Consider the following 13,744-nt stretch of genomic DNA (forward strand, 5'->3'; position numbering starts at 1 on the left):
AGTCATATAAATGGAATGTTTAATTTGCGAAGAAAAATAATACTCTTTTTAATAGTCGGTTATTGCTGAAACGAAAGCATGATTCAACGTCAGGCCATTACAATTCTTATAATTGGTACGTAGCTGAGGGGTATAAGGTGAGTCTATTAAATTATTTACAACGCGTGGGGCGGGCACTTATGGTGCCGGTAGCGACTTTACCCGCTGCAGCAATATTGATGGGAATAGGATATTGGATTGAACAGGGGGGGAGCCACCCCAACAATGCCCTCGCGGCGTTGTTGACGACTTCGGGGCTAGCCATCCTCGACAATATGCCTGCGTTGTTCGCGATTGGGATAGCTTATGGCATGTCTAAAGATAAAGACGGTGCCGCCGCATTGACCGGCTTTATTGGCTTTCTTGTCGTCACCCACTTATGCGCGCCCAGCGCGGTCAGTCTGATTCAACATATTCCGCTCGACCAGGTGCCACTCGCTTTCCAAAAAATTAAAAACCCGTTTGTGGGCATCTTGGTCGGTATCTGCTCCGCAGAAGTCTACAATCGATATAGCCACGTTGAACTCCCTAAGGCGCTTTCCTTCTTCAGCGGACGCCGTTTAGTCCCCATTTTAGTCTCCTTCCTGATGATAGTGGTCGCCTTTATCCTGATGTATATCTGGCCGCTCGTCTTCAACGCGTTGGTTGAATTTGGTATTCATATCCAGAAAATGGGGGCTGTTGGTGCCGGTATTTATGCTTTCTTCAATCGTATCCTGATTGCGGTAGGGCTTCACCATGCGCTGAATGCTGTATTTTGGTTTGACGTTGCCGGGATCAATGACATCCCGAATTTCTTAGGGGGAGCCAAATCTATCGCGAATGGCACCGGGATCGTCGGTATCACGGGGCGCTATCAAGCCGGCTTTTTTCCAGTAATGATGTTTGGCCTACCGGGAGCCGCCTTGGCTATCTGGCAATGCGCACGACCAGAAAATAGAGTAAAAGTGGGCAGTATTATGCTGGCGGCGGCCTTTGCCGCTTTCTTTACCGGTATTACTGAACCGCTTGAATTTTCATTTATGTTCGTTGCACCGGTACTCTTTGTTATTCATGCAGTGCTTACAGGGATCTCCGTCTTTATCGCCGCCTCTATGCATTGGATTTCAGGCTTTGGATTTAGTGCCGGGTTGGTCGATATGATCCTTTCCTCCCGTAATCCTCTCGCCACGCACTGGTACATGCTCATTCCACAGGGATTAGCCTTCTTCGTTATTTACTATGTGGTATTCCGTTTCACTATCCTGAAGTTTGACCTTAAGACACCTGGACGTGAGCCTGAAGGTGATGTCGCTGACATGGAAGGCGTGGAAGAGAGTCTAAGCCCAGCCGATGCGGGCGAGTCGAGTAATGAAACGTTGGCGCGTCGTTATATTGCCGCCGTCGGCGGGTCTAGTAATCTTACGCATATCGATGCCTGTATCACCCGCTTACGGTTGTCAGTCGTTGATGCCCATCAGGTCAATGATGGATTAGCGAAAAAGCTCGGGGCCTCTGGTGTACTGCATCTAAATAAGCAAAGCGTACAAATTGTGGTGGGGACACAAGCAGAAGCTATCGCGGATGCGATGAAAGCCGTCAGTAAGAAAGGACCGATCAGTGCAGTCTTACCGGTTCATTCTACGCCCGCCGAGGTTGTAAAGCCGAGCAAGCCAGTCATCGAGAGTCCGGTTTCGCAGCAAGGTCTTGCAACGCTGGTGGCCCCGGTGAGTGGAGAGGTTATCCCACTCGAACAGGTGCCTGATGCCGCCTTTTCGTCGAAGGCGGTCGGGGAAGGTGTTGCGATCAATCCTACGGGTGAAACAGTCGTTGCACCCTTAGCCGGTACGATAGTTAAAATTTTTGCGACCAATCACGCTTTCTGCCTTGAATCGATCGAAGGGATCGAGATTATCGTGCATATGGGGATTGATACTGTTGCATTGGAAGGGAAGGGCTTTGAACGGTTAGTCGAAGAGGGAACAGAGGTCGAGCAGGGACAGCCTATTTTAACGATGGATTTAGCCTATCTAGCGGCGCACGCCCCCTCAATGATAAGCCCGGTGGTAGTCAGTAATAGCGAAGATTACACGCATCTCCTTACGCAGTTCGATAAAACCGTTGTTGCAGGGCAATCGAAGATTATCACGATTATAAAATAAGCACTTCGCGTAGGTTATTATCAAGGCAGGAGAGAATCCTGCCTTTTTTATCGCTGTTTTCTAACTAACGGTTGTTTATCTGGCTGGCTTTATGGATCATAAGGTATAACCGTTTAGATAAAGTACCGTTCACCGTAATTGAGGGATTTAAGATGACTGAGGCTGAAGCCCGCCCAACCAACTTTATTCGTCAGATCATTGATGAAGATCTGGCGAGTGGCAAACATAATCACGTTCATACGCGTTTTCCGCCTGAACCCAATGGTTACCTGCATATTGGACACGCGAAGTCTATTTGCCTAAATTTCGGTATTGCTCAAGATTACCAGGGACAGTGCAATCTACGTTTTGATGATACTAACCCAGTTAAAGAAGACGTCGAATTTATTGAGTCGATCAAACGCGATGTCGAGTGGTTAGGATTTACTTGGCAAGGTGAACCTCGCTACTCCTCAGACTATTTCGAACGTCTCTATAGTTACGCGGTGGAATTGATCACGAAAGGTCTGGCGTATGTCGATGAATTATCGCCTGAACAGATCCGCGAGTATCGGGGATCCCTGACATCTCCGGGTAAAAATAGCCCGTACCGTGATCGGAGTGTTGAGGAAAACTTGGCGCTATTTGAGAAGATGCGTGACGGGGGTTTTGCCGAAGGTACAGCCTGCTTACGCGCGAAAATCGACATGGCGTCTAACTTTATCGTCATGCGTGATCCGGTCATTTACCGTATTAAATTTGCCGAACACCATCAAACGGGTAATAAGTGGTGCATTTACCCGATGTATGACTTTACGCATTGCATTTCGGATGCGATCGAAGGCATCACGCATTCACTTTGTACGTTAGAGTTCCAAGATAACCGTCGTCTCTACGATTGGGTATTAGATAATATCTCTATCGATGCGCGTCCACGCCAATATGAATTTTCTCGTCTCAACCTCGAATACGCTGTGATGTCGAAGCGTAAGCTGACGCAGCTGGTGTCTGAGAAAGTGGTTGAGGGGTGGGATGACCCTCGCATGCTAACCGTCTCCGGTTTACGTCGTCGTGGTTATACTGCCGCCTCGTTACGCGAGTTCTGTAAACGCATCGGAGTGACTAAACAAGATAACATCGTTGAAATGGCCTCATTAGAGTCGTGTATTCGCGACGATTTAAATGAGAACGCGCCGCGCGCGATGGCAGTGTTAGATCCGGTTAAGATGGTCATTGAAAATGTTCCTGAGGATCATCAACAAACCTTAATTGTGTCCGAGCATCCTAATCGTACCGATATGGGGTCACGTGAAGTGACGTTCAGTCGTGAAATTTGGATCGATCGGGCCGATTTCCGTGAAGAAGCGAATAAGCATTACAAACGACTCGTTTTAGGTAAAGAAGTCCGCCTACGTAATGCTTATGTGGTTAAAGCCGAACGCGTGGAAAAAGATGAACAGGGTGAAATAACGGCTATCTATTGTACCTGCGATCTGGACACATTAGGCAAAGACCCTGCTGATGGACGCAAAGTGAAAGGTGTAATTCATTGGGTGTCAGCCGCAACGGGAATTCCGGCAGAGTTTCGTCTTTATGACCGGCTATTTAGTGTGCCAAATCCTGCCGCACAAGATGATTTCCTGACTGCCATCAATCCCGAGTCGTTAACCTTACGTCATGGTTTTGTGGAAAAAAGTCTCGCGACTGCACAAGCGAGTAAGCCGTATCAGTTTGAGCGTGAAGGCTATTTCTGTGCAGATAGTAAATATTCGCGCCCTGATTATCTGGTTTTCAACCGTACGGTTGGGTTACGCGATACCTGGCAGAACGCTGTCTAACGCTGCATGATATAAAGGCACTCGAATGAGTGCCTTTTTACTCTTACTTCCCTCAATCTTTCTACCTGTCGCCATTTATCCTCGGCGAGCCTTTCACTTTTTGTCGCTTATTAATCTTATCTTAATCATCCACGAGTAGAAGTGGGTGTTGAGCTATGGTTTAAGCATTGATTGCTACAAAGCAATCAGCAGAAACAGTTGTACGCCAATGGGCGTTCAGTGGGTGAGGGAATTATGATCAACACAGTGTTAGCTGGATTCGAAAAACTAGGCCGCTACAAAGATTTTTACTTCGGTATCAAGCCAGAAGCCCTACAATTTTATCAGTTGGGTGAAGGATATCTAACCCTATTCTCTGATGTGTACCGTCAAACAGCTAAGGGCCATTACTTACACTGTCCGGCGAGTGATCCTCTTGCCCATTCTCCTTTAAATCTTAGCGCGCAACGGCTTAAGAAAAACGTACAAGCTGGTATCAATGCGTTACAACATGGACGTTTACCTGAACTGCTTGCGGCTATAGGGCAACAGATTATGCTCGCGGCTGCCACGATAGCCGCGAGCGAGGAGGGCCTCTACCTCGCCGCAACGCTCTATAACAAAGCGGAGAGTTTCGATAGATATCGCTGGTTTATTGATAACGATTGGTCATTATCAACAGGGCTGACTAGATGGTTCGAGGAGGCGACAGCACTGGCAACTTTACTTGAGGCTTGTAATACCAATACCTTAAAACCAAAGCTGCGTTTTGCTGATTATCAAGGCTATCGCTTAGCGATGAATCGGCTATACGTAATGATTAATCAGGGGTTTTATCTACTTAATAAAGCGACTGTAGACATTCCCTCTTTCTTGGCTACGCTGCACCAAAGTCATCTTAGCCAACGTTGGATGATGACTCAACGCGACAAGCGTTGTTTTTTTGAACAGCAACAATGGGATGTCCGGCAGGTTGTCTCAGTGGAGGCTAAGGAGGGGGGAGAGCTCTGTTATCACTTGGATAGTGGTCAACTTATCCCTTCACCCGCCACGATAAAGCCGGATACGGGTAAGGCAGAACACGCTCTAGCCTATCAACTTCACTCCACCTCCCCAGTGCGTAGTTCACGCGGGAGCATGAGTAGGCGGACAGCGTTCGAAGGGAGCAAAAAACGCATTACTGCGTTGGAGTAATCACGACCTATAAAAAAACCCACTACAGAGTGGGTTTTTTTAGTGCTTAACGTTAGCGCTCTTCGTGCAGCGTATCGTCTTTGCGGCAGTCGCCACCGGTACAATGACCGTAGAGATAGAGACTATGGTTGGTTAGTTTGATACCAAAGCGTTTTGCGATATCACGTTGGCGGGTCTCAATGAATTCATCAGAGAATTCAATGACACGGCCGCAATCTAAACAGATAAGATGGTCATGGTGCTGCTGCTGGGTGAGTTCGAAAACCGACTTTCCGCCTTCGAAATTATGCCGAGTGACGATACCCGCATCGTCAAATTGGTTTAATACACGGTATACCGTTGCTAAACCAATTTCTTCACCCATATCAATAAGCCGCTTATACAAATCTTCCGCACTGACGTGGTGACAGGCTGGCTCCTGAAGCACTTCCAAAATTTTTAATCTTGGTAGCGTGACCTTCAGTCCGGCTTTTTTCAGTGCAGAGTTGTTATCAGTCATGCAATATTGTCCTGTTGCTTTATTAAGAAGGGCACTGTACAACCCCCCTTATATTTAAATTCGCTCATTACAGTAACACATTAGGCAAGAAAACCCCATCAAGCATTAAGGATTTCTTTAAGTTGCATCTCATCGGAAATTTGCTGTACCCAGCTCGTTACGCGATCATTTGTCAGCTCTGGCTGACGATCTTCATCGATAGCTAATCCTAAGAAATGTTTATCATCAGCTAGGCCTTTAGACTCTTCGAAGTGGTAACCCTCTGTCGGCCAATGCCCAACGATTACGGCACCTTTCGGTTCGATAATGTCGCGAATCGTGCCTAGAGCATCGCAGAAGTACTCCGAATAATCTTCTTGGTCACCGCAGCCGAATAGCGCGACTAATTTGCCAGCGAAATCGATCTCTTCTAGCGTGGGGAAAAAATCATCCCAATCACACTGTGCTTCACCGTAGTACCAAGTTGGAATACCCAGTAGCAGGATATCATAAGCCTCGAGGTCCTCTTTGGCACATTTAGCAATATCATGGACATCAGCAACATCTTTAGTGAGCTGCTTTTGAATCATTTTTGCGATATTTTCAGTGTTGCCGGTATCACTACCGAAAAAGATGCCTACGATTGCCATGGGGAGCTTTGCCTCTTAAATCTGTGTACGAAATAGGGTGAAAAATTCATTGCCACGATGATAGCAGACCTAAAAATCTTGCGGAACTTGTAAAGTCTACAGATTTATCCGTGAGTGCGTATTACTCACGTGGCAGTGCAAGTTGCGAAGCGATCAACGTCTCGATCAGCTCACTGCGACTCATATTATGCTTCTCTGCCATATTATTTAATGCCTCGACAACTTCACTAGGCATTTTAAGTTCGACGCGTTGTAAGCCCTTGTCTTTATCTCGTCGTAATTGATTACGCTTATTGATGCGTAATTGCTCATCGCGAGTTAAAGGACTCGTTTTCGGGCGGCCTGGTCGGCGCTCTTCTGCAAACAAGTCTAGGGTCGTTCGATCAGTGTGTTCTTTTGCCATGATGAGAAAATGAGTACCTGCAGGACGTCTTAGGGTTAAGCCATTGCTGCATCATGAAATAGGTCGTTGATGCCTGCTAAAAATGAGCGCGCAATAATACTCTACCGTTTCTGATAGCGCCATCGAAAATCGTGAGCGAAATCCTTTTTAATCAGTCGTCCGACAAAAAACGCTGAATTGCGCGCTGTACCGCTTGGGGTTTCTCGGCATGCACCCAATGGCCGGCACCGGCTATCACATAGGCTTTCGCGTGTGGAAATTGCTGGAGTAATGTCGATTGATAACACTCATCAAGATAGGACGAGTTCTTACCGCGAATAAAGAGTATGGGGCCGAGCCATGCAGGCAGTACTTCCCAGCCCGATATTATGCTGTAGTTATCCCAGAGAGCACGAACATTAAAGCGCCATTCACCGTGATGAAAAGATTTTAATAGAAACTGAATAACGTCAGGCTCATCAATGGTAGCAGCCATGATCGCCATGGCCTCACGCCTTTCTGTGACACCCGCTTGCGTGACGGCATTTAAGGCTGTAAACATACTGTCGTGGCGACGAGTAGGGTAGTTGACCGGTGCAATGTCGATAATCACCATCCGCTTAACGCGCTCTGGGTTTAGGGCAGACATCGCCATGGCAATTTTCCCCCCCATAGAGTGACCGATCACGATGACCTCTGTGAGGTGATGAGCGTCGAGAGTATCGAACATATCTTGCGCCATCGCCGCGTAATCCATTTGTTCGCTACGCGAAGATAGCCCATGGTTACGCACATCGACTTGTAAGACAGTATGAGTTTGTCGTAAGTCTCTGGCGATAACCCCCAGATTATCTAAACTCCCAAATAAACCATGTATAAGAAGTATTGCAGGTTGATGGCGAGCATATTGCGCAGAATGTAGACGGTTATTTAAAATCATCGCTAAAGATCTTACAGTGAATAGGGTAAGTTAAGGTATCATGACATTTATCTTGAAGTATATTTACCGAAAAATTCAGACATTATCCTAGTTTTGGTAAAAACAGACTAAACCTGTTGGCTGACGCCAGTTTACTTTTATAATCGCACTACTCAACGTCACGCTAAATCTGTCTGCGTTACCGTGATGGCGAGTCTCACATATTTTGTACGGATTACAATGAAAACGATTGAAATAGATGACGACCTATATCGCTTTATCGCCAGCCATACTCAACACATTGGCGAGAGCGCGTCTGAGATTTTACGTAGAATGTTACAAGTCACTGATCAAGCATTAGCGGCGATCGACCCTGCGCTACCAGTGCCTGAATCATTGCCAAAAACGAAAGCGGTAAATGATAAGAAACCTTCCGATCGTGTTCGTGCCGTACGAGAATTACTACTTTCTGACGAATATGCTGAGCAAAAGCGAGCCGTTAACCGCTTTATGTTGATTCTCACCACGCTTTATCAATTAGATGCCGAAGCGTTCTCACAGGCTGCCCAATCCATGCAGGGGCGGACCCGACTCTACTTTGCGGGTGATGAATTAACATTATTGCAGAGTGGTAACCATACTAAGCCGAAACATATTTCGGGTACGCCTTACTGGGTCATTACTAATACCAATACGGGCCGTAAGTGCAGTATGGTCGAGCATATTATGCAAACAATGAAGTTACCGCAGGAACTGACAGATAAAGTTTGCGGAACGTTATAAATTATAACCTGTACCGGAGAAGGATTCATGGCAACTCACCCGAGAGCTGGACAACCAGCTGGGCAAAACGATCTTATAAATGTGGCGCAGTTGACGGCTCAGTACTATGTATTGAGTCCTGATTTGTCTAACGCGGAGCATGCCGTAAAGTTCGGTACTTCTGGTCATCGCGGAAGTGCCGCTCGACACAGCTTTAACGAAGCGCACATTCTCGCTATCGCGCAAGCTATCGCTGAAGAGCGCCTAAAGCAGGGGATCACCGGACCTTGCTATGTAGGTAAAGATACTCACGCGCTCTCAGAACCCGCCATGATTTCTGTACTTGAAGTGCTTTTAGCCAATGGCGTGGAAGTCATCATCCAAGCCGACAACGGTTATACCCCGACGCCCGCCATCTCCAATGCGATCCTTGAACACAACAAACGCACTGGACCACAGGCAGATGGTATTGTGATTACGCCATCACATAACCCCCCGGAAGACGGTGGGATTAAATATAATCCGCCTAACGGTGGCCCTGCCGATACCAATGTCACCAAAGTTGTTGAAGACCGTGCCAATGCGTTAATCCAAGCCGGTTTACAAGGGGTTAAGCGTTTACCGGTTGCACAAGTACAGGCAAGTCCTTTATTAAAGCAGGTTGATCTGATCCAACCTTACGTTGAAGGCCTCGCCGACGTTATTGATTTTGCGGCGATCAAAAAAGCGGGTCTACACCTTGGCGTTGATCCCCTCGGTGGAAGCGGAATCGAATATTGGAAACGTATTGCTGAGCACTATCAATTAGATATTACCTTAGTAAACGATCACGTCGATCAAACGTTCCGCTTTATGCACCTAGATAAAGACGGGGCGGTGCGTATGGACTGCTCATCAGAATCTGCTATGGCCGGGTTATTAGCTTACCGTGACCAGTTTGACCTCGCTTTCGGTAATGACCCTGATTACGACCGGCACGGTATCGTTACTCCAGCGGGGCTGATGAATCCGAACCATTATTTGGCCGTGGCGATCAATTACCTCTTCCAACATCGTCCACAGTGGGGAGCCGATGTGGCAGTAGGAAAAACACTGGTTTCTAGTGCCATGATCGACCGCGTAGTCAAAGATATTGGTCGTAAATTGATCGAGGTTCCCGTTGGTTTCAAATGGTTCGTCGATGGACTGTATGACGGTACCTTAGGTTTTGGTGGCGAGGAGAGCGCAGGAGCATCGTTCCTACGTTTTGATGGTAGTGCATGGTCCACCGATAAAGACGGTATCATTATGTGCCTGCTAGCAGCAGAAATTACCGCCGTAACCGGAAAAAATCCGCAGCAACACTATGATGAATTGGCGGAAAAATTCGGTGCACCGAGCTATAACCGTTTACAAGCGGCAGCAAGCTCCGCACAAAAAGCAGCGCTGTCTAAACTCTCCCCTGAAATGGTGAGTGCCAATACCCTTGCCGGGGATCCGATCATCGCTCGTCTCACGCGCGCACCGGGTAACGACGCAGCAATTGGCGGCTTAAAAGTGATGACTGAGAACGGTTGGTTTGCCGCGCGTCCTTCTGGGACTGAGGATGCTTACAAAATTTATTGCGAAAGCTTCCTTGGTGCAGAGCATCGCGAGCGGATCGAAAAAGAAGCCGTTGAAATAGTGAGCGAAGTACTTAAAAACGCATAGTGATTGAGCTATTACAAGGCGCCTTGATGGCTAATGCCAGTAACCAACGTCAAGCAGAAAATATTCTCGCCGTGCTACGGCGTACAACTGGTTCTCTGCCGGTCGTACCGTTCACGCTTGAATCGCCAATTTCTCTGACTACAACAAGGCGCCTTGATGGCTAATGCCAGTAGCCAACGTCAAGCAGAAGACATTCTCGCCGTGCGACGGCGTACAACTGGCTGTCTGCCGGTCGTACCGTTCACGCTGGAATCGCCAATGTCTCTGACAACTAAGTAGTGGATTCTCTACTAGGTATTGCCTAAAGGTTTTCATGTCAGCGATATGGTGCGCCTATGTGGAGTGCTGGAAGATACTGGTAAGGTCGCTTACACCAAAAGCGAGATCCTGAGCGATGAAGAATCTACGAACATCGAGAGCTGAAAGATTGTCGCTGCCATCGGCTTAGATTTGATGGAGCGTATCAGTTTGAAAATTGATGACGGGCTATCAATGACCAGCATTGAATTTGCTGATATTCTGACCGAACTATTTAAAGTGGACAGAGTTTCAGTATTCATCATTTCGCACTCCTGTTTAAAATGATCCGTTCGATGCAGGTGCTACGAGATATTCGTTGTCCAATGCCTTTGAAGGGATAGGCTCGGGTCTGCCCTGTTCCTTTTCTAGCTCGATAGCAGCTTGCAGGCCATACGATGCTTCCAAAATACAATCGGCTAACGTACAACCTACAGACGCCATCAACGGTAGATCACGGCAAGTCGCTAAATAGCTATCTGTGTTAGGATCAAATTCAATTTTTAAAGCGTATTTCACAAAAATACCTCGGTAATTTACGGGTAGGTGAGAGTATTAGTCACGACCCCGAAAAATTGCGGCCAATTGCCATCAAATAACGCATTGTCTGACGATATGTGCCCTTTCATTGGTTCGTCTAACAGTTCCAATCGCATTAGCCCACCTGCCAGTACATAACGCCTTATAATGTGCTCGTCATTGATGATGACCACAATGAGTGAGCCGCTTGTAGGTTTGGCCGCTAAATCAATAACGAGCACCGAATTAGGCTTAATATATTCTCGCTGAGAGCCTCGGGCGTAACGCATTAGGTAAACAGACGGCGCGCGAGTATTGCAGAGCTGATCGAGCGATAAAGATTGTTCTTCAAAGTCTTTTACAGGTGATGGAAAGGCCATAATTACCCCTAATACACTGTTTATTTATAAAGTACATTAGGGAGTCGTCGGACTGCTAAGCGATCAAGCGTAACCCTTACGTTTTTACCTGTAAGTCGAGATCTTCGGAGGATTTTGGGGGATAGAGTAAAGCTTTAATACCGCTTATCGGGTAGAAAAGGCAATCATTTGCGGTAGCGTTCTTTCTGGTTAGGAGCTTAAAGCCTAATTTTTGATAGAAGGTAACGGCTTTAATATTCAATGCCTCAACGAATAAAGCATGAACGCCGACTGCGAGTGAGGCGTTATAAGCATTTCTCATGGCATGAGTCACAAGTAGATCACCAAGACGCTTACCTTGATGCGCCTTATCGACTGCAAGCCTTCCAATAGTGATAGATGGAACTGTTGAGTAAGGTATCTTTTTTTGTTGTGTTTTTGAGGGCAAATACTCGCGCTCGAAATGGCTACCGGACAACGTATAGTACCCTAGAACAACGTAGCTATCATTTTTCCGGAGTATGTAACCCCGGAGAATGTTTTTTTGATGCTGTGAAGTCAAATGATTCTTCAAAAAACTGCTTAATGACGGCTCCCCACAATCGAAATTTGAAAAATCGTAGGGAATACTGTCTGAAAATAATTCAATAGTTAACTTACTCACTGCTTACTTACCTCAATCTAGGGATTTAAGATGAGCAGCCGCTGTTAAAAGCCTATCGTTAGGTTTAGGTGGGTTCTCGATTGCATTCATCACCATGTTCCAGTTTTCTTGGTCCAATACGACCCGATGGTGCTGTTCAATAACTTCCGATGCCTGTCGTGCCGCACTACTTAATACAAACTGGCTTACAGTCTGATTGGTGAATGCTGCCGCTTCCTCTATTAGCGACTTCTCGTTTTCATTTAATCGAATATCGATTCTTTGTTTCTTTAAAGCGGTCATTGTTAGCTCGCTTTCCTCATAATGTTACCAATCATAATAAAAAAAATGTACGGCGAGTCACCGTACGCAAATCATATACCCAATATCTACTTTTAACAAGATAAACTGTTTTTTCTGAAACAGAGATACCAGCGCGGATAGTCTAGCTCGCAATACTGCACCAGCAAAGATTCGCCACTATACCAGTACCCTTTCAGGCTTTTTCGCCTAACAGGAACCTCGTCAAATTCTTTGATTGTGGCAAGGAAGTGCAACGCCTTGGTAATGTCCTCAAAGCACTAGCGATATGCGTTGGCTTTATCCATGTCAACGCACACTGACCAAGTGTACATGAGTTTGTCTATCGCAACCCAAGCTATCCTTTATTCCGCACCGCTAAAACTCAGCTGGTACGGTAGATAATCCCCCTTCAGACTGAACGCCATCTTATTCATCTGGTAACGAATAAGGTAGTAAGTCAGCAAGATACCCCACAGCTCCTGCCTGACCATTTCTGGCAATTTGCTTCTCAGCGCCCACCTGTTGCCCAGTAAAAACTGCTTCGCTTCCCGATACCCCAGCTCGATTTCCCAGCGATGCTTATAAAGCTCCGCCACGCTCGCCGCCGGATAGCGCATCGCATCCGTCATTGACGTCAGCACCTGCCGTTCAACGCCGTTTACCTTGCGGCGGATAAGTCGCACGGTCAGTTCTTCCGGCAGGCCTTCCCACTGTTTTCTGGCCTGCGATGAGGTTTTCAGCCGTATCAGCTCGTCCTGTTTGCTGAGCTTACGCACTACCTCGTACTGCGTGTTTTTTTCAACGGTGTCAGCCAGTGGCGATTTTCGCCAGCATTATGCCAACTATGTAGCAGTCCTAAAGAGTAAAAAACCTTATCAAACAGCGTAATACTGTTATCTGGCGCGCAGCAGGTGACTGCTGAGTTCCATCAGACACACCATGCGGACCTGAGGATATCCGCATTCACCATGTTGGTTCGAAGCCTTGCCGAAGGCCTCTGCATTTTCAGGAGTGTCCTGCGTATGCCAGACTACACCATCGACGGCATTGAGTGTCAGTCCGTGCCAGAGAGGATGTTTTGCCTCGGCGTGCCAGTGTTGTTGAGTAATATCAAACAGAACGCGTATAGCATCTTCACCTAACGTTTTTCTGCGGGCAATAACGGAGCTGGGTGCGGTGAATGAACGTCCAGTTCGGTCAACAATATCCATCAGATTAACGATATGGCTCATAGGCTTATTGTTGAATATGGTCATACCGAAACCTGCCAGACCATGGACTCGAGGGGGAGTTTACGCTTGCGCAGGGTGACGGTATCAGTGAGAGAAAAAGCTTGCTGAATAAGGTCAGGAGACAGAAGGTCAGCGAGGCTTTGAACTTCATCGGGCGCAGTGAGATTGATAATACCGAGAGCTTGTGAAAGTTCCATTTAAAAAGGGTCCATGTTGAACATGAACCCTTTTTACACGAGCCACCGGATCGGTCAACTGATCCTTAAACGATCAGCATTAACCTTGATGGCGCCTTTTTTGTTTGTTGACTACACTCAGAACACGATTACACCTAGTAAACG

The 13,744-nt window shown here is 46.9% G+C and carries 14 protein-coding genes and 2 pseudogenes; 7 read left to right on the forward strand and 9 right to left on the reverse strand.

What is annotated here, in order from left to right; all coding sequences use genetic code 11:
- The first annotated feature begins 179 nt into the window (after positions 1-179).
- The 3 genes from nagE to HGT70_RS10245 all read left to right on the forward strand — a co-directional run bounded on the left by nagE (position 180) and on the right by HGT70_RS10245 (position 5,170).
- Complete coding sequence (gene nagE, locus HGT70_RS10235; protein ID WP_232527027.1) at positions 180-2,180, forward strand: N-acetylglucosamine-specific PTS transporter subunit IIBC; 2,001 nt, start codon at positions 180-182, stop codon at positions 2,178-2,180.
- Between the two features lie 152 nt (positions 2,181-2,332).
- A complete protein-coding gene (gene glnS / locus HGT70_RS10240; protein ID WP_214195767.1) occupies positions 2,333-3,997 on the forward strand; it encodes a glutamine--tRNA ligase in 1,665 nt (554 codons plus the stop codon).
- A gap of 234 nt (positions 3,998-4,231) precedes the next feature.
- Positions 4,232-5,170, forward strand: coding sequence for a hypothetical protein (locus tag HGT70_RS10245; RefSeq protein ID WP_071434630.1), 939 nt, complete (start codon positions 4,232-4,234; stop codon positions 5,168-5,170).
- Positions 5,171-5,222: 52 nt separating this feature from the next.
- Here HGT70_RS10245 and fur read toward each other — a convergent pair whose 3' ends face one another.
- From fur to ybfF, 4 genes are all read right to left on the reverse strand, one after another.
- Positions 5,223-5,669, reverse strand: coding sequence for a ferric iron uptake transcriptional regulator (fur, locus tag HGT70_RS10250; protein ID WP_071434632.1), 447 nt, complete (start codon positions 5,667-5,669; stop codon positions 5,223-5,225).
- A 98-nt stretch (positions 5,670-5,767) separates the two neighbouring features.
- Entirely contained in the window at positions 5,768-6,298 is a 531-nt protein-coding gene (fldA, locus tag HGT70_RS10255) for a flavodoxin FldA (protein ID WP_071434634.1), read from the reverse strand.
- Positions 6,299-6,419: 121 nt separating this feature from the next.
- Entirely contained in the window at positions 6,420-6,701 is a 282-nt protein-coding gene (gene ybfE, locus HGT70_RS10260; RefSeq protein WP_071434636.1) for a LexA regulated protein, read from the reverse strand.
- 151 nt (positions 6,702-6,852) lie between these two features.
- Complete coding sequence (ybfF, locus tag HGT70_RS10265; RefSeq protein WP_071434638.1) at positions 6,853-7,620, reverse strand: esterase; 768 nt, start codon at positions 7,618-7,620, stop codon at positions 6,853-6,855.
- A 219-nt stretch (positions 7,621-7,839) separates the two neighbouring features.
- Between ybfF and seqA the strand changes: the two genes are divergently transcribed.
- The 4 genes and pseudogenes from seqA (at position 7,840) to HGT70_RS16725 (ending at position 10,329) form a co-directional block, all read left to right on the forward strand.
- Positions 7,840-8,382 (forward strand): replication initiation negative regulator SeqA, encoded by a 543-nt coding sequence (seqA, locus tag HGT70_RS10270; protein ID WP_071434640.1) that lies wholly within the window; start codon positions 7,840-7,842, stop codon positions 8,380-8,382.
- 27 nt (positions 8,383-8,409) lie between these two features.
- Positions 8,410-10,050: a phosphoglucomutase (alpha-D-glucose-1,6-bisphosphate-dependent) gene (gene pgm / locus HGT70_RS10275; RefSeq protein ID WP_071434643.1), complete on the forward strand. Its 1,641-nt coding sequence runs from the start codon at positions 8,410-8,412 to the stop codon at positions 10,048-10,050.
- A gap of 53 nt (positions 10,051-10,103) precedes the next feature.
- Positions 10,104-10,196 (forward strand): annotated as a pseudogene (locus HGT70_RS10280) (recombination-associated protein RdgC); the annotation flags it as partial.
- 10 nt (positions 10,197-10,206) lie between these two features.
- On the forward strand, positions 10,207-10,329 hold the full coding sequence (locus HGT70_RS16725; RefSeq protein WP_277753384.1) for a hypothetical protein: 123 nt from the start codon (positions 10,207-10,209) through the stop codon (positions 10,327-10,329).
- 297 nt (positions 10,330-10,626) lie between these two features.
- Here the strand turns inward: HGT70_RS16725 and HGT70_RS10285 are convergent, their stop codons facing one another.
- The 5 genes and pseudogenes from HGT70_RS10285 to HGT70_RS10305 all read right to left on the reverse strand — a co-directional run.
- On the reverse strand, positions 10,627-10,866 hold the full coding sequence (locus HGT70_RS10285) for a type II toxin-antitoxin system HicB family antitoxin (RefSeq protein ID WP_071434647.1): 240 nt from the start codon (positions 10,864-10,866) through the stop codon (positions 10,627-10,629).
- 17 nt (positions 10,867-10,883) lie between these two features.
- The gene (locus HGT70_RS10290; protein ID WP_214195768.1) at positions 10,884-11,246 is read right to left on the reverse strand and encodes a LexA family protein; all 363 of its coding nucleotides are present in this window, start codon (positions 11,244-11,246) and stop codon (positions 10,884-10,886) included.
- Between the two features lie 76 nt (positions 11,247-11,322).
- On the reverse strand, positions 11,323-11,889 hold the full coding sequence (locus HGT70_RS10295) for a GNAT family N-acetyltransferase (protein ID WP_214195769.1): 567 nt from the start codon (positions 11,887-11,889) through the stop codon (positions 11,323-11,325).
- Positions 11,890-11,901: 12 nt separating this feature from the next.
- A complete protein-coding gene (locus HGT70_RS10300) occupies positions 11,902-12,171 on the reverse strand; it encodes a type II toxin-antitoxin system TacA family antitoxin (RefSeq protein WP_071434653.1) in 270 nt (89 codons plus the stop codon).
- A 368-nt stretch (positions 12,172-12,539) separates the two neighbouring features.
- A pseudogene (locus HGT70_RS10305) lies at positions 12,540-13,600 on the reverse strand (IS4 family transposase); the annotation flags it as partial.
- Positions 13,601-13,744: the final 144 nt, after the last annotated feature.

The organism is Rosenbergiella collisarenosi (assembly GCF_018494085.1).
Classification (GTDB): domain Bacteria; phylum Pseudomonadota; class Gammaproteobacteria; order Enterobacterales; family Enterobacteriaceae; genus Rosenbergiella; species Rosenbergiella collisarenosi.